Here is a 17,529-nt window from a genome sequence, read left to right on the forward strand (position 1 = left end):
TTAATTGCTTTTCTTAGTTGATTCATCAACGGCTGATCTTAAAAAGCCATTGTTAGCCGCTAACAATACTTTTGCCTGATCGACAGGTAAGCCTGTTAACACTAATAAAATGGCAAGTTTAGCGTTGTTATTAGCTTGTACTAATGCCGCTGACGCTTTTTGAATATCACAAGATGTAGCCTGCATTACAATATGAACGGCTCTTGCTTTTAATTTCTCATTACTTGCGTGTACATCAACCATTAGGTTTTCGTAGCTTTTACCCGTTTTTACCATGCTAGCTGTTGTTAGCATATTAAGGATAAGTTTTTGTGCAGTACCTGACTTTAAGCGCGTTGAGCCGGTAAGTGCTTCAGGTCCAACTTCAGCACAAATTGCAATATCAGCCTCTTTAAGCAGCGCTGAGCCAGAATTACAAGAAACACCAACCGCAACAGCACCAACTTTTTTCGCATACTTTAAAGCTGAAATGGTGTAGGGTGTTCGCCCACTGGCAGCAATACCAACCACAACATCATTTTTGCTAACATTCACTTGTTTAAGCTCTGTAATTGCAAGTTCAGGGTCATCTTCAGCACCTTCTACCGCTTTATACATAGCCGTTGTTCCGCCTGCGATTAATGCGATTATTTGATGTTCAGACACACTAAATGTTGGCGGACACTCTACGGCATCTAAAACACCTAAACGTCCACTTGTTCCTGCGCCCACATAAATAAGTCTACCGCCTCTAGCAAATGCAGTTACTATAGCTTCTACCGCATACGTTATCTCTGGTATCGACTGTTTTACTACTTGAGCTACTTTTTGGTCTTCTCTATTTAACGCCAATAACAGGCTATTAGTATCTAATAAATCTAAATCCATTGTGTCTGGATTACGACCTTCAGAAGACATTTGCTGTAGATCACCAATTAATTGAGATTGTTGAGTATTTAATTTAACTTCCATACGTTGAGTACCCTGTGAGGTTTTTCTGCGCTAATTTTTTTGCTAAAAAGCATGCGCCATCTAAAGCATTACCTTTTTCTTTTACTAACATATTTTTAATATCAGTACTTAAAAATGGCATAGTTGGTGTTGAAAGGCCTCCAAGCAACACTACCGGTAGCTGTAAGTTAGCTCTTGTTTTTGTGATCAGGCTTTCTACATGACGAACATGTTCAATTAAAATGCTTTTTGCTAAATGACATTTTCCGTGAAGTTCAAAAACTAAAGGGGCTAAACTTGCAAAGTCAGTTGGTTTAGCCGATGTAGACCAAGGTAAAACTGCCTCAAAATCTCCACCTATCTTTTGAACAACCATTTGAGCTAATAAACTGTTTACACCACCAAAATCTTCTATCTCAGCTAAAATAGACTTTACAATTAAAACGCCCATTTTAGCGCCACTACCTTCATCGCCTACATTAAAACCCCAACCACCAATTTGAATCTCTTTGCCTTCATGAGTTAATGCCGCGCCAACTGAGCCAGTACCTAAAGAGACAACCGCAATAGGATTGCCTTCATTAGCACCATATAAAGAAATTTTGGCATCTGTGTAAACCTCTACTTCCTTGTAGTCTTCAGGTATCGCTCGCTTAAACTCATTAGCTCTTTCAATATGACCCGCACCGGCTAAGCCAAAAACAACAGTGATCTCAGTTCTTAAACAGTTAGCTTGAATACGCAGTTGTTCAATCAAGCTTTGGCAACTGCGTAATGCAGTATTATAGTCATTGGTTAAAGACGAAGGGCCCGTGCTCGCTTGCCATTGCTCTTCAGTGTCTATATTTATAAGGCGAGCAATCGTTTTAGTGCCACCGCCATCTACACCTAAAATGAAGGTTCTTAGATTTTCAAGATCATTCATCACGCATTATCCGAACAAGTTGTTAAGTTGGTAGCATGTGTTTTATTTCGCCCTAACATACAAACAAAAAATGATATAAAAGCGCCAATACATAGCTGCCATGTAAAGCCTAAGTCAAACAACAACTCCTCAGATAAAAACATCGACATTACATAAGGCTGAAAAAATAAAGTAACAAGAAAGCCTATCGTTAGTGCCCAAAAAACAGATTGTTGATTACCTCGCTCTGTAAATAAAGCAGTAAAATATACGCCAAGTAAGCCACTATACGAAAACACCATAACGCTTAGTGCGAACTTTAATAGTGGCATATCCGTATACCTTTGCCAGTAAAAGCAAAGAATTGCCATTAAACAAAGTGCTAAAGCGACCACTACCATGCCTAATTGCCCAGCACTAACATAATGAGACTCAGGCATTACTATTTTTTGTTTTTCTTTAAAAGGACGATACAGGTCGTTAACGATAACTGACGACATTGAATTTAAGCCTGAATTCAAGGTAGATAGGGCTGCAGCTATTATCCCAATAGTAACTAGTCCACGTACGCCAGAAGGAATTTCATTAAGAACGTAGTACATAAAAATTGTAATCTTTTCGCCTTGAAAACTTTGAATTAGCTCACCACCTGATGACATTTGCATAATGTCTGGGCGTTGATACAAAATATAAAGCAACAATCCGATCACAATAAATAACAGCATTACAGGTATAACAAGTAACACGGAAAGTAGCATTGCTTTGTTAGCTTCTTTAGCATTTTTACAGGTTAAAATGCGTTGTGTCATGTCTTGGTCTAAACCAAATGCCGCAAAATTTAACAACATAAAACCGGTAATAGCAGACCAAAAGTTAAAAACACCTGTTGAAGTAAAGTCCCAGTCAAACTTTAATACGGCCAACTTTGAAGACTGACCCGGTGACGGGTTTTGTAATGCATCTATAATTTGAGAAAAACTTGCAGGAATCGCCGTATAGATAAAGTAAATAACAAACACTGCTGCGCTTATATAAACAACGCATTGAATCACATCACTGTAAATTACGGTTCTAATGCCACTAAATACGGTATAAATTAACCCGACAAAGGTTAAAATAATGGTCGCTATAATCACGTTTTCAGCAGCAATATTACCAAATAAAATCATGGCAACAGCTAAAGCGGCCATGTATAGTCGTGCACCACTGGCAAAAACACGACCAAATAAATACATTATCCCTGCCTGTTTCTTGGCTGCACTTCCCATACGCTTTTCAAGTAACTCATAAACGGTGAATACTTTATTTTGATAAAACTTTGGCACAAGAAAAACTGTCACTAAAACAGCGGCAATTACAGCGCCGATATTGGTCGCAAGATACGACAGATCGCCCTGATACCCTTGGTCTGGACCACCTAAGAAAGTTGCTGCTGATTGAGAGGTCGCTAAAATAGAAATAGCAACCATCCACGTAGGAATCGTATTACTACCAAGAAAAAAGTCTTGAGTATTTTGTGATTTTTTACGATTAAAGTAAATTCCAGAGCCTAGTAATAACGCCCCGTACAAAGCAAAAACAAGCCAATCTAATCCCGAATATAGTGTACTCATATGTTCCTTAAAATTTCACTTTACAAAGGTTAAAGGAATAATTTATTCAAACATTAACACAAAACAATAATTAAATATAACAAAAAATATATAGGTAATAGATATTAATGTCTGTTGAACTTAACGTTTATATCCGTTTCATTAATTAGATAACCTGCATTTTACAAAAGGATATTACAGATCGACTAAACCATTTATTCGGTTGATACCCAAGCCTGGTGCATTATTAAGCTGTATTACAGACTTATCAAATGTTACGCCGCCTGATATAGGATCATATTGGCCAAGCGCTGGCCCATCGAGATCAATTTTAGTAATAGCATCTGACTTAGCCACTGCGAGATGAGCAGCACCAGAAACACCTATGCTGCCCTCAAGCATGCAACCAATCATACATTCCACCTGATAAATTTTAGCGATATCAGCTATTTTTATCGCATTTGAAATGCCACCGGTTTTCATTAGTTTAATATTAATAATATCAACACAATGGCTCGTAATAAGCTCTATCACTTGCTTAGGTGAAAATGCGCTTTCATCCGCCATAATAGGCGTATGAACTCGATCAGAAATATATTTTAACCCCGCAATATCATCTGCGCGAACAGGCTGCTCTATTAACTCCAAATGTATGCCAATACTTTCAAAGTAATTAGCCGCATAAACAGTTTGTTTAGCGCTCCAGCCCTGATTAACATCTAGCCTTAGTAATATATCGTTATCTACCGCGCTATGAATGGCTTTAACTCTTTCAATATCTTCTTTAATATCTGTACCAATTTTAATCTTTAATATATTAAAGCCATCAGCAACGGCTTGAACTGAATCACTGATCATTTTATCAATATTATCAACACTGATGGTTATATCAGTTTGTAGTTTATTGTCTCCACCACCTAACAATTGGTACAAAGGTGCTTTATAAAGCTTTCCCCATAAGTCATATATCGCTAACTCTAATGCTGCTTTAGCACTGGTATTATTAATAATTGAAGATTGAATAACATGAATAATGCCATTTAAATTTTCAATATCCATGCCTTTCAATTTAGGCAATAAGACAGTATCAATTGCCGCAATAATAGCGCCGTGCGTGTCACCGGTAATTACCGGTGTTGCTGGTGAAGCACCATAGCCCACCTCGCCTGCATCAGTTTCAACAATAACCACTAGGTCTTCTATATTTTCAACCGTTCTCATCGACGTTTTAAAAGGCGTTATTAATGGCACTATTAACTTCGCAAAACGTATATTGGTAATTTTCATTTTGCCACCTTTACTCGTTAAGTCTTATCTGTTTAATATTATAGATTCTATCAATATAGCTTTTAGATTCAGATAACTGTAAAGGGAGTAAAGGCGTTACTGAAACACCATTTAATGTGCCTTTATAGTATTTGTTATCTTCGGTGAAGTAAGACATACCTTTAACATCATGAATCACATAAGGCTGACCATTATCTTCACCCAAATACATAACAACATGACCAGGAATATAAACTAAGTCGCCAACTTCCAATTGTTTTATTGCCGCCAATTTGTCTTCTTTTTTAGATTCGGTAGTAAAGTCAATGCTATTACCATAGTTTGCTTTGCCTTGTTGTCCTGAATTTCGCGGCATTAACACCCCAAAAGTTTTGTAAATTTCACCAACAAAGCCGGTACAATCTCTTGCGTTATAATCATGCCCCCAGCCATAACGTTCACCTAAAAACTTAAACGCCTGCTTAATAATATTTTGTTTTGTAAAGGGTAAGTAACCTATATTAATATCTTGGCTTTTTGCTATCAACGCAGGTAAAAAACTCAACTTTCCACTTTTATTTCTCACAGGAAGCTGAACAATATGTGAAGCATAAGGGTTTTGACCATACAGGTTACCGACAAATTCACCTTTATTCATTAGTGGTAATTTAACCCCCATATCTAGCTGAATTTCCGAGACTTCAGGCTTGTCAGGTACAAAAGTTGTAAACACTTTGTCGCCAGTTACCACTAAAAACTGTTCCGGTTTCATGAAGTTATTAACGATTTTTTTATCTCCAAGCGCTATATCTTTTTGCATTACCCACGCAAGGTAGTTGTATGATCGCACCAGATACCATTGTTTATCTTTACTCTCATGTAATACCGCAACCGACTCGCCCGGAAACACTGCGGTTTCTTGAAACCTGTCAAGATCGCTATCCATACCACTATTAAGCACTCGGTCATTAGTAGGAAAAGTTCGCAAAGATGCTCGTTTAACCACTAACCCCCATCTCACACTATTCTTAGTAGCTACAGCCAAAAGGTTTAAGTTTTCTCTGTAATTGTTAAACTCTTTGTCACCTAGCTTGCGACCATTGCTATAAAACCTCGCGCTACTGGGTACTGAACTAATTTGATTAATTAAGCTAATTAATTGAGCTTGAGTTAATTGTTCGGGCATTGTCAGCGGATCGCTAACATGCTCATTATTCGCTATCAACTGTTGATTAAACTGGCTTACACCTTGGTTATCAATCAACACTGCATCTTCACTTGCTTGCTTATTTTTATGAAGCTCAATCCAGTGCGATGTTGTCAATTGTGATTCATTTATGTTCATAACGTCTGACTTCTGTTCCACATATTCAAATGCTGCGAGCGAAAAAAAGTTCATCTGTAAAAGTAATACAAATGAAATTATGACTTTAACTTTCATTTAAATGTTCCTTAGTTAACATTAAAAATATCTATCATAAATCTAGGGTAATGGGTAAATGTCCGGTAGCACTAACTTCACCCGTTATTATTTCAGCTAAACTATTAAATACAGCCCCAGTATACCCATCCGAGTCTTTAATTTGGTATGCATTACCATCAAAGCTTGCTAATACCCAATCAGCAGTTGCTGTATATTGTGCTAATTGATATGGCGCTTTAAGGGATATATATATCGCAGGTAACTGCTTTTGCTTTGCATACGCTAAAACACTTAAAGCATGATCTGCCGCCGTTTTATCTAGGTTAACACTCTGTATGGTAAGATCACTCGCCTGCCCTATTTCAACGGCAGTTTTTTGGCTATCATTGGCCACAATTACAAGTTCAGTATTATCAAGCTGAGCAAACATGGCTTCTTGGTTAAACGTTTCCAAGTTTGATGTTGATATCAACCATGGTTGCTCACCCATGAGCACACTTTGCTGATTGAGCGCACGCGCCATTGCTTCAGACTGCTCTTTTTTAGGAAAGACAAGGTGAACTTTAGTTATCGATGATAACGTTTGTGGCAGTATTTCATTGGGCTTAATTTCAACCACTGACTGCTGAGCAAGCGCCTGCTCTAACGCCTTATGCTTGTCATTTCCAATTATTTGCTTAGCATTCAACACCTTCTCATCAATATTGGTTTTATCAACTGGCACAAGCGATTGTTTTAATTTAAGTATTCTAGCAACTGAGTGTTCAACCTCTTCAATTGAGATATCACCTAACATAACTTTATCTACCAGTAGATTAAGCATATTTTTAAATCGAGGGATATCTGAAGGCTGCCTAATGCTCATTGGCATCATTGCTATGTCTGCACCAGCATTAAAGGTATGGATAACGGCTTCATCTTCAGCAAAAAACTCAGCAATTCCCGCCATGTCTAACGCATCAGTGATCACTACGCCATCAAACCCCATTTCCTCTCTTAGTAATGTCGTTAAAATGGCTTTAGATAAGGTTGCGGGTTTGATCATAGAGTCGCCAAACTTGTTTATGACTAAACTATTATCAAGTGCAGGATATTGAATATGTGCCGTCATTATCATTTCAACATTACTAGTGTCTATTGCTTGTTGAAATGGCAATAAATCAACTGATTTAACCACATCAAAGCTATGTTCAACACGTGGTAGACCTGTATGGCTATCTGTATTGGTATCGCCATGGCCAGGGAAATGCTTTAATGTGCCAATAACCCCTTGCGACTGCAAACCTTCAAGCATAGCAACACCCAACTCGCCAACAATTTCGGGGGTTTCGCCAAAAGAGCGTACGTTAATTACAGGATTATTTGGATTAATATTTACGTCTACATCAGGTGAGTGATTAACATTTATACCTAGCGAGAATAATTCAGCGCCAATAACCTCTCCTACTTTTCTTGCAAAGTAGTCACTATGATTTTCATAGGTTGCACCTACGGCCATATTACCCGAGAAGGAAGTTGCAATAGCACGAGGTAAACGTACAACTCGCCCACCTTCTTGGTCAATTGAAATTAACAGCGGTTGTGCACTGTTTGATGCTAATGCCGCTTGCTGTAGATCTTGCGTAAGATGAATAGTTTGCTCAATATCAGTAAAGTTTTCTGCAAAAAGAATTATTGACCCTAGAGACGTATCTGTTATTAAGCCAGATAAGTCTTCATGTAATGTGGTTACTGGAGATTTACATCTATTTTCATCGGTAAAGACAACATGTTCAGTTAATTCAGGGCAATAATAGCGAATATCAAGCATAATTTTTTGTGCTATTTTTTGTGCTATTTCAGCGCGTTCAGCTTGGTGTTTAAACAGTAAAGCAAGCAGTATTACTATGCCTATGACCAAACCCAACACAACTTTCCTATTAATACGACTAAACATAATTCCTCTGGCTGTACTCAATGTAAATTAACGGTGTTAATACCTGTTTAATATCTAGTTTCACTCACTTGATACCTATTCAGTAATACGGGTAAAGTTCAGATCTATATAATCAAAACTGGCATCAATATCGTCTGAAAGTCGATCCATTGTTAATCCAACTACCTGATTATTTTCTACTGTAAACCGAGCAAACGCATCTGCCTCTAAACTTCTATCGTCATACCAAACAATAAATTCGTTACCCTCGTTCTCTATCATGTGCCCGTGCATACGAGTCGACTTTAAAGATTCAAAGTAAAGCTGTTTGTTTTTAATTGAAATGTTAACTTGGCCAAACCAAGGGTCTTGATAAAGACCAACGTAACGTTGTAAGGGTAGTGTTACCTTTTTTCTTAAAGGCTTAACATTATGCGTTAAACTTGCTTGGGCACTTTTCGTGCGGAGTCGGTCTAACCGCTCCTGTTGTCTTTGTGTTTGAATTGTTAACCAGTCTCTTTGCTCAACATTTATAAAAGACTGAACAATAGAATTCATTATTGTATTTCTAGCATAGGTTGAGTTTTGATTAATAAGAACAACAACGCCTAAATTTAACTCTGGGATCAAAGTAATTTGAGATAAGTTACCTGACAAACTCCCCGTATGAGAAACACGTTTGTAACCATGCGTATCGGCTAAACGCCAGCCTAACCCATAAGATCTAAAGTTAGTATTATGATATTTTTTATCATTTTCTGAGACAGATAAAATAGTATGTGGAGACCACATAACTTTACTTTGCTCATCGCTAAAAATTCTCACATCAGCAGGTGAAATACCACGGTTTAATTGTGTTTGTACCCAAACAAGTAAATCATTAACGCTACATTTAATACCACCAGCAGCAGCCATAACACTCTCTTTATCATACGTTTGATTACGTTTGATAATGGTTGGTTTATCGTTAATTAAACCATGAGGTTGAGCAATATTTGTCATTTGCTTTTTTGGTACAGCGCCAGCAAAGCAGCGCTTCATTTCTAGCGCTGAAAATATTTGCTGTTCAACAAACTGCTCCCAAGACAATCCCGAAACCTTTGCAACAACCTCACCAGCTACAATATAAAGCAAGTTGTCGTAGGCATACTCACTGCGAAAACCCGAAGCGGGACGTAAATGTTTAAGGTTACGTATTATTTCATCTCGGCTAAAGCCTGCTGGTTCTGGCCACAGCATTAAGTCACCGGCAAATCTTGCTAAGCCACTGCGATGAGTCAGCAAATCAGCAATAGTAAATTCTTTCGTCACCCACTGATCGTATAATGCAAACTGAGGAATAATATCAACAACTTTACTTTCCCAAGTTATTTTTTGTTGATCAACTAACATTGCTAAAGCTGCAGCAGTAAAGGCTTTAGAGGTTGAAGCTATTTTAAAGAGTGTTTTTTTATCAACGGTCAGCGCTTCTTTATTGATATCTTGTAAGCCATAACCTTTGTTCAATAATACTTCGCCGTCTTTAATTACGCCAACCGCTGCACCTGGTACCTTAAATGTAGCTAATACCTTATGTACTAAGCTATCGACTTCTTTCACATTAAAAGCATCTGTTTGGGCATATACGTATAGTGGCTGACCAAACAAACTCACGATAAAAGTGAATAGAAATAAATAATTTTTCATCAATAAAAATCTCTCATATCAAGTAGTTGTTTTTATAAAAAAGCCAAGCCATATACCATATATAAAATAACGGTTAAGGCACCACCAAATAAAGCATAAGGTAGTTGAGTTTTAACATGCTCTAAAAGCTCACAGCCTGATGCAATTGCAGAAACAGCCGTGGTATCAGAAATAGGCGAACAATGATCGCCAAATACCCCACCACCTAATATTGCAGCAATAATAAATGAAGGTGGTAAGCCTAAGGTTTGAATAAGAGGTACACCGATTGGGATTAATATGGCAAAAGTACCCCACGAAGTACCTGTTGAAAATGCAATAAAAGCGCCTGCAAGAAATAACATAGGTGCAATTAAAAATAACGGTAAAGAGTCGCCAATAATTTGCGCTACATATATACCCGTACCTAATACTTTTAAACTAGCGCCCAAGGTTAACGATAGTAATACAATAGCCACTAAAGGTAATAATTCACTCATACCGTCAAAACCAATTTTCACCAGTTGATGATGAGTAAATTTACGTGAAAATAGCATCATAATATAAGCAATTAAACAGGCACTAACTGTTGCATACAACACAGATTTTGAACCACTGCCGTTAGCTAAGGTGCCATCGCCAGTCCAAAACATAAACATGATCATACCCAAAACCATAGTTAATAATGGCACTAACATAAATCTTGCTTTTGTAGGCTTAAACTCATGCTTACGTGTTATATCATGCTCTTCGCTAAACTTTGAACGGGCAAGTGGTCCATGTAAATTGCCAGTATAGGCAGTGTACCAAACCATCATTAATGCAATAATTGGATAAAAGTTTAATAACACGGTACCCCACATTATTTCAGCCGCACTTTGCTCAAATTCATAATTGCTCAGTAAGCCCAGTACAAATGCCCCCCAACCATTGAGTAACACTAAAATACAAATAGGTGCAGCACTGCTATCTATAATATAAGCAAGTGTGGCTCGGCTCATTTTATAACGGTCGAATAAGCCCCGCGAGACTATACCCGCAGTTAGCACAGACAGGTTACTTTCAATAAATATGGCCATTCCTGTAAAGTTAGCCATAAACGCAGCTTGACGCCGATTTTTACCTAAACCTTTAGAAATAACATACTCGACCATGGCAGTTACCCCGCCAGAATGTCGCATAAATGCTAAAACAGCACCAATAATTAAGCTAAACAGTAGTATTCGTGTATTTCCAGCTGAACCAAAAATAGAAACGATACGCTCGAATGTTCCTACAGCTCCATGAAAAATCATAGATGCACCAGTCTCAGCAAGTAATACTTCAGAGGTAAGAATAGCGAGTAATAATGCAAGTATTACTTCTTTCTTCCATAAGACAACTGCGACAGCAACTAACGGAGGTAACAATGAGTACCATTCCATATTAAACCCTTATTAATATTACTAAGTGAACATACTGACAAATAAGAATAGATTATTCAAGCTTTAACAATCAAATGTAATTTTTTATTACTAAAATATATTTTGCATAAAGAACGTTTGTGCAGTTTGGTTGTTAGTCTAGGATGAACTTTGCGCTATATGAGACATTAGGGCGTGTTAAACTTTTATTTTAGCCTCTGCTAACAATTTAAAGCTTACAGCCCCTAGTGCTTCAAAAATCAACACCATATAGTTATCAAAAGATTTCCTGATAAGCGTACACACCTTGGCTACCGCCTGTATGAAGAAACAAAATATTAGGCTTATCACTAAAGTAGCCTTTTCTACATAGGTCAATCATGCCCGACATTCCTTTACCTGTATATACGGGGTCTAGTATCAACCCTTCATGCTGCGCACATAAACGAACAGCTTCAATCATTTCCTCAGTAGCAATACCATAACCTTCACCGTAATAATGGCCATTAGCAACTACCCTGCCTTCGGCCAAATAAGGATCTAAACCCATTAAGGTTAAGGTTTGCGCTAATAACTCTGATACAAGTTTTACCTGTTCGTTACCAGAGCGACTTACGCAAATTCCTAGTACAGGAATATCTACACCCGCTTTAATTAACCCCGCTAACAACCCTGCTTGTGTGCCAGCACTGCCAGTGGCTAGCACAATTTGATCAATAGTTATTGCTTGTTCTTTTATTTGGTTTACTATTTCTTGCGCACAATGAACATAGCCAAGACTACCCAATGGGTTTGAACCACCCATAGGAATAAAGTAAGGTTTTTTCCCATTATTTTGTAACTTTGTCATCAAGTTATGGGCATATTCTGTACAGTTTTGCTCGTCAGATAAGCGATGAATAGAAGCTCCCAGTAACTTATCTAATAACATATTACCATTATGGTAAAAGTCTGATTTAGGCGTACCATGTACATCTTCTAATATTAATTTACAGTTCAAGCCAAATTTAGCCGCTGCCGCCGCAGTTTGCCTAGCATGATTAGATTGCATACCACCTACAGTTACTAGGGTATCTGCTTTATTGGCAAGCGCTGCAGCAACCAAATATTCTAATTTACGGGTTTTATTACCGCCACCTGCTAAACCTGTACAATCGTCGCGCTTTACATACAAGTTATGATTAAACAACGACGATAATCGAGGCATTGGCTCTAAAGGTGTAGGGCTATGAGAGATTATCACGCGAGGGATAGAGTTGAATGTAGACATAAATCAGCCTTTAATTGCGAGGGTCTGTTGAACTTTCAGTTTATAGCTCTGTTGCTCTTGAATAAGGTGTCAATCGAGGCGCTTAATGTAATATTTGGTTGTTCCAAATGCACATTAAGCAACAAAGAGTGAGGCTTTTTCAAGGCAAGCTAAAGGGCTATGGTTGTTTTTCAACCTAACTACGTTAAAAATAGATAAAGTAGAATAACTACATTGCACTATTTTCGTGTTGTTATCTTAAAAAATAACCTATAGCAGAGCCTAAAAGGAAAGATCAACAGACCCTAGAGTTACATTATTGTTATTAACATAAACTAAAAATACTATAAAATTCTTACAAACTTCTTATTTTGTAATAATTATTATTTGCTATATGATACTATTTTATTAACTTTAAAGAAAAACAGGAATAATAATGAAGCCAAGACGCTCCTTCTTAAAAGCAATAATCACTTCTGCTATTGCAACAAGTTTATTGCCAACTATAACTAATGCAAGCACAAGCAACCAGGCTCACTCAGCAACTAATTCGAATAAACTGATTAAGCCTAAACGTTTAAAAGCAGGAGACACTATTGGCTTAATTACACCAAGTAGTAATACATGGGAAGACGAAGAAATTCATTTTGCTATTGATGTTTTAAAATCGTTTGGCTTTAAAGTAAAGCAAGGTAAATATATTTTTGAGCGTAGTGGCTATCTTGCAGGTACCGACCAGCAAAGAGCTTGGGATATTAATGATATGTTCCAAGATAAAAACGTAGACGGTATATTTTGTTTACGTGGCGGCTATGGTTCACCGCGCATACTGCCTTATTTAGATTACAATTTAATAGCAAAAAACCCTAAGGCTTTTATCGGCTATAGCGATATAACAGCGCTACTCAATGCAATTTACGCGCGTACGGGATTAATGACCTTTCACGGCCCTATTGCTAAGCAAAATTTTAGTGAATACACACTTAAAAGCTTTAAAGATATTTTATTCTCTCCAAAGGCCAATATAGATCTTGGTACACCCCCATTATTTGAAGTAGCAGAAGGCCAAGCAGAAAAAGACAATCGACTGACATTAGTTAGTAAAGGGGTTGCCCATGGCCAGCTTATTGGAGGAAACCTGTCGTTAATGGTTAAATTAGTTGGTACGCCTTTTGAACCAGATTACACCAATAAAATTCTATTTTTAGAAGATGTTGAAGAAGCTCCCTACCGTGTCGACGGTATGTTAACTCACTTAAAAATTGCAGGGCGACTGAACAAACTTGCCGGCATAGTGTTTGGTAAATGTACCGACTGTAAGGCATCTGGCAACTCATTAAGTATTGAAGAGGTAATAAAAGACAGGTTGGGCGATTTAAATATTCCGGTATTAAAAGGCTTAATGATCGGCCATATTGACGATAACTCAACGATACCTATTGGTGCAATGGCAACACTTGACGCGAATAACAAACGATTAATACTCACCGAAACGGCTGTTAGTTAAATGCATAATTTATTATTTGTTTTATCTCATGCATTGGTATTTCCGCAACAACCCAATATCTATTTAGAAATTGTGGGTAACAGTAACTCAGAAAAAGACTGGGCATTTTTTGCTCCACACGAAACTGAGTTTGTTGCAAATCAATATGTTGCCGAAAAAATAGTAGATAAAGGCGGTGTATTTGTTGTGCTACGCCAACATGGTGAACGCCTGATCACATTTAACATCAACAATAAAGAAGTTAAAATAGATCCTAACCGAATGTTTACCAGACATGGTCGAATTGAAAGTTTAAAAAAACAAAACCCGACAATTAGTGAGCAATCGCCATTGATTACACAAGCAGAACAGTTAGCTGAAAAACTCAGCCATTTTGTTTTAGCATCATTAAATGGAACAAAACCACCTTCTACCCTAGTTGCTATGCATAACAACACTAACGGCTACACAGGTGACGGTAAAGATGGTTATGGAGACGTTTCTATTATTCGTTATCAAAAAAAACTTGCCAGCGGTGCTAATTATTTAATTGATGTTACCCAAGGCGACCATGATGAAGACGATCTCTATTTTTTAACAGATAAAAATGATTTTGCCACAACAAAGCAGTACGGTTGGAATGCCGTATTACAAAACCCAGAAGTTGCATTTGACCCGGAAGAAGACGATGGCTCTTTATCTGTTTATGCCGAAATGAAAGGCTATCGCTACATCAATGTAGAAGCTGAAAGAGAAAACAATGGTCAGGGAGAAAACCACTTATCGGTACAAACACAAATGGTTGATTTTGTTTTCACTCTTTTGGAAGATAAAAATAAATAATTGCCAACAGTTTGGGTTACCCAGATTGTATAATTAGTTGATTTTAATCCTGTTAATATAACCCGTTCTGACATTTTAGGCTTAAAAGTTTTAACCTAACCGATTTCCACCTGTTAAAAAATCACACTAGAACGATGGTAAAGCATGAAATGCCAACGATAATGCTGTTAAGTTAACAGTTAGACTACTTAAGTTTTAGGAGCAAGATTAAGTTGATTAGTTACGTAAAGATTCTACTTCGTGGTTAGACACTCTGAAGGTTATCTTTTATCAGAAAAGTTAATATAGGCCTTAATTTAAAAAAATAGCTTTGCGTTGTTCTTTTAGCGTAACGCATTGCCCACATTTATTCTTTTACATATGTTAAAAATAATAATCTCATTTAAAATCTTTTATTTTAACTGTATATAATTACAGTTTAGACGTTTTCTCGGTTTCTACAATGAAAGCGAGAAAAATTCTCGCTTTCACGCAAAAACAACTAAACATTAAAATAAATTTATTTTAATGTTTAATGCATTACGCTATATTGTTAAATTATTTAAAAATTAAGGAAAATTGATCGTGGTAAGTAATAGACGAGAAAAATTCCTTTTGTTAAAGCTGTTATATGCAAATGGAGATCGCATGAAGTATTTGTCACTACTAATTATTATCCTTATATCAGGCTGTTCATCTCAACCTGCTAGTCATCAAGTCGCTAATGTCATCTTTGGGAAAGTTTTTGAAAAAACCACAAGTACTAAAATAAGTCACAATTCTGCAAGTTGTCCTAATGTAAAGCGAACCTGTTCAAGTGGTAATTACCAAGAGTGGTTTCAAAAAAATGGTAAAAAGGCCTGTGCTTGTAATAAGTAATTGCATATAACAAGCAAATAAATCAGGACAAATAAAAAAATAACAAGGACAGTCGCTTATATTTGAATAATACAAATCACTGAACTAAGGTTAATATCTAATCAAAATTCAAGGATGGTATTATGACAACAGCGAGAAAACAGTTAATTAGCTTAACCGACACCCCTTATTATCATTGTATTTCTCGTTGTGTACGCCGTGCTTTTTTGTGTGGTGAAGATAAAAATACAGGTCAGAACTTTAACCACAGGAAAGGCTGGGTAGAAGAAAAACTACTTAGCCTAACTCAAGTGTTTGCTATTGATGTATGCGCTTACGCTGTGATGAGTAACCACACGCATACCGTACTGTTTATTGATGAAGACACCGCTAAAGGTTGGTCAACCAAAGAAGTGCTTGAACGCTGGCATCAATTATTCAAAGGCACACTACTCACACAGCAATATTGTTGTGGTGATGAAATTCCCGACTATTTAATGTCCTCATTGCTTGAAACAGTTGAGGTATATCGCAGCCGTTTAATGGATATTAGTTGGTTTATGCGCATACTAAACCAAAGTATTGCCACAAAAGCCAACAAAGAAGATAACTGTACAGGGCATTTTTGGGAAGGACGTTTTAAATCACAAGCGTTACTTGATGAAGCCGCCCTTGCAGCTTGTATGGCCTATGTTGATTTAAACCCGGTGCGAGCCAATGTAGCTAAAACACCAGAAAGCTCAGAGAATACTAGTGTCAAACAACGCGTAATATCAGCTAGAAAAGCGACACAGCCAACACTATTATTGCCTTTTATAGGCAACCCACGCCAAACCATGCCAAAAGGCTTACCGTTTGAGCTTAAAGACTACCTTGAACTCATTGAGCTAACAGGGCGCTGTATTCGAGAAGACAAAACAGGGTATATTGATAAACACCAACCAGCACTACTAACAAGGCTAAATATAAAACCTGAAAACTGGTTAACGTTAAGTAAAGATTTTAGAAAGCTCTTTCATGGTGCTGTAGGTCATAGCGATGTATTAACTGACTATTGTGAGCATAAAGGGTTAAAACGACGAGCCAATGTTAACCGTTGTACTAAATTGTTAGCATAGTATTAAGCAAAACTTTTAGTACTACCACTTAAATCCCACCAACACATCAAGCCTGATGTAGTAGTTATGCTTAGAAAACAGTGTTTTTCTACTTTAACTGTAATTTTGCTCAACTTTGGTAAGCGTCGGTTAAACCACACCTTTTCAATAATCGCCAAACTAAATAAACTCCTCAATAATTTACTATTGAGGATATATCATGACCCGAAGAACGTTAGATGATTGGACGAAACTTATTGAACAACAAGCCCAAAGTGGCTTATCTATTCTTGCTTTTTGTAGGCAACACCTGATACCTACGTCAAATTTTTATAAATACCGACATAAAATTGAACATCTCAATCAAACATCGGGTTTTGTAAAAGCTAAGGTAGCAACAAAGGTAACAACTCAACCTGCCGATGCAACAATACACATAGTCTTTGGTGACACAAGGTTAACGCTACCTCATCATTGCGAGCCAACATGGTTAGCTGAACTTATTAAAGCGTTACACGCATGAAGATGTTTGTTGATGTGCCAGATGTCTATTTACACCGCCAGTTTGTCGACTTTCGCAAATCCATTAATGGTTTATCGGCTTTGCTCGATAGTGAGCTGCAATTACCCGTGCTCTCTGGGGCTTTGTTTGTGTTTTGTAATAAAGGTCGCGATAAATTAAAAATTTTGTATTGGGATCAGACGGGTTTTGCGCTGTGGTATAAACGCCTTGAGCGAGATAAATTTAAGTGGCCAACAAGGTTAACTGAATCGACCATGGAGCTCACCGAGCAGCAATTACATTGGCTGTTATCTGGCTTTGATGTGGTGGGCCATCAAGCGATGAGCCTCGATAATTTGTCCTTATAACCTGCGATCATAAGCAGCAGTTATCGATCACGAAATAGTCTAGGTAATA

The 17,529-nt window shown here is 37.3% G+C and carries 14 protein-coding genes; 5 read left to right on the top strand and 9 right to left on the bottom strand.

Features of this window, described 5'->3' with window-relative positions; all coding sequences use genetic code 11:
* The 9 genes from murQ to QUD79_RS10375 form a co-directional block, all read right to left on the bottom strand.
* Entirely contained in the window at positions 1–951 is a 951-nt protein-coding gene (gene murQ / locus QUD79_RS10335; RefSeq protein ID WP_184423058.1) for an N-acetylmuramic acid 6-phosphate etherase, read from the bottom strand.
* Complete coding sequence (locus QUD79_RS10340; protein WP_184423056.1) at positions 941–1,855, bottom strand: glucosamine kinase nucleotide-binding domain-containing protein; 915 nt, start codon at positions 1,853–1,855, stop codon at positions 941–943. The genes murQ and QUD79_RS10340 overlap by 11 nt, the downstream gene beginning before the upstream one ends.
* On the bottom strand, positions 1,855–3,447 hold the full coding sequence (locus QUD79_RS10345) for a sodium:solute symporter (protein WP_184423055.1): 1,593 nt from the start codon (positions 3,445–3,447) through the stop codon (positions 1,855–1,857). Before QUD79_RS10345 ends, QUD79_RS10340 begins: the two co-directional genes overlap by 1 nt.
* A gap of 174 nt (positions 3,448–3,621) precedes the next feature.
* Positions 3,622–4,713: a dipeptide epimerase gene (locus QUD79_RS10350; RefSeq protein WP_184423053.1), complete on the bottom strand. Its 1,092-nt coding sequence runs from the start codon at positions 4,711–4,713 to the stop codon at positions 3,622–3,624.
* Between the two features lie 10 nt (positions 4,714–4,723).
* A complete protein-coding gene (locus QUD79_RS10355; protein ID WP_246454888.1) occupies positions 4,724–6,133 on the bottom strand; it encodes a C40 family peptidase in 1,410 nt (469 codons plus the stop codon).
* Positions 6,134–6,167: 34 nt separating this feature from the next.
* On the bottom strand, positions 6,168–8,051 hold the full coding sequence (locus QUD79_RS10360) for a glycoside hydrolase family 3 protein (protein ID WP_184423051.1): 1,884 nt from the start codon (positions 8,049–8,051) through the stop codon (positions 6,168–6,170).
* Positions 8,052–8,126: 75 nt separating this feature from the next.
* Positions 8,127–9,716, bottom strand: a complete 1,590-nt coding sequence (locus tag QUD79_RS10365) for a serine hydrolase (protein ID WP_184423049.1) — start codon at positions 9,714–9,716, stop codon at positions 8,127–8,129.
* Positions 9,717–9,748: 32 nt separating this feature from the next.
* Complete coding sequence (locus tag QUD79_RS10370) at positions 9,749–11,119, bottom strand: Na+/H+ antiporter NhaC family protein (protein WP_184423047.1); 1,371 nt, start codon at positions 11,117–11,119, stop codon at positions 9,749–9,751.
* A 256-nt stretch (positions 11,120–11,375) separates the two neighbouring features.
* Positions 11,376–12,368, bottom strand: coding sequence for a D-cysteine desulfhydrase family protein (locus QUD79_RS10375; protein WP_184423045.1), 993 nt, complete (start codon positions 12,366–12,368; stop codon positions 11,376–11,378).
* A 415-nt stretch (positions 12,369–12,783) separates the two neighbouring features.
* On the opposite strand from QUD79_RS10375, the gene QUD79_RS10380 reads away from it, so the two are divergent.
* The 5 genes from QUD79_RS10380 to tnpB all read left to right on the top strand — a co-directional run bounded on the left by QUD79_RS10380 (position 12,784) and on the right by tnpB (position 17,480).
* On the top strand, positions 12,784–13,854 hold the full coding sequence (locus tag QUD79_RS10380; protein ID WP_184423043.1) for a S66 peptidase family protein: 1,071 nt from the start codon (positions 12,784–12,786) through the stop codon (positions 13,852–13,854).
* On the top strand, positions 13,855–14,676 hold the full coding sequence (locus QUD79_RS10385; RefSeq protein ID WP_184423041.1) for a hypothetical protein: 822 nt from the start codon (positions 13,855–13,857) through the stop codon (positions 14,674–14,676). It abuts the gene before it with no gap.
* Positions 14,677–15,656: 980 nt separating this feature from the next.
* Positions 15,657–16,631 carry a transposase gene (locus QUD79_RS10390; RefSeq protein ID WP_286287992.1) on the top strand — a complete coding sequence of 325 codons (975 nt, stop codon included), beginning with the start codon at positions 15,657–15,659 and terminating at the stop codon, positions 16,629–16,631.
* 199 nt (positions 16,632–16,830) lie between these two features.
* Positions 16,831–17,133: an IS66 family insertion sequence element accessory protein TnpA gene (tnpA, locus tag QUD79_RS10395; protein ID WP_184423956.1), complete on the top strand. Its 303-nt coding sequence runs from the start codon at positions 16,831–16,833 to the stop codon at positions 17,131–17,133.
* Entirely contained in the window at positions 17,130–17,480 is a 351-nt protein-coding gene (tnpB, locus tag QUD79_RS10400; protein ID WP_286287996.1) for an IS66 family insertion sequence element accessory protein TnpB, read from the top strand. Before tnpA ends, tnpB begins: the two co-directional genes overlap by 4 nt.
* Positions 17,481–17,529 lie beyond the last annotated feature (49 nt).

The organism is Thalassotalea piscium (assembly GCF_030295935.1).
GTDB classification, from domain to species: domain Bacteria; phylum Pseudomonadota; class Gammaproteobacteria; order Enterobacterales; family Alteromonadaceae; genus Thalassotalea_B; species Thalassotalea_B piscium.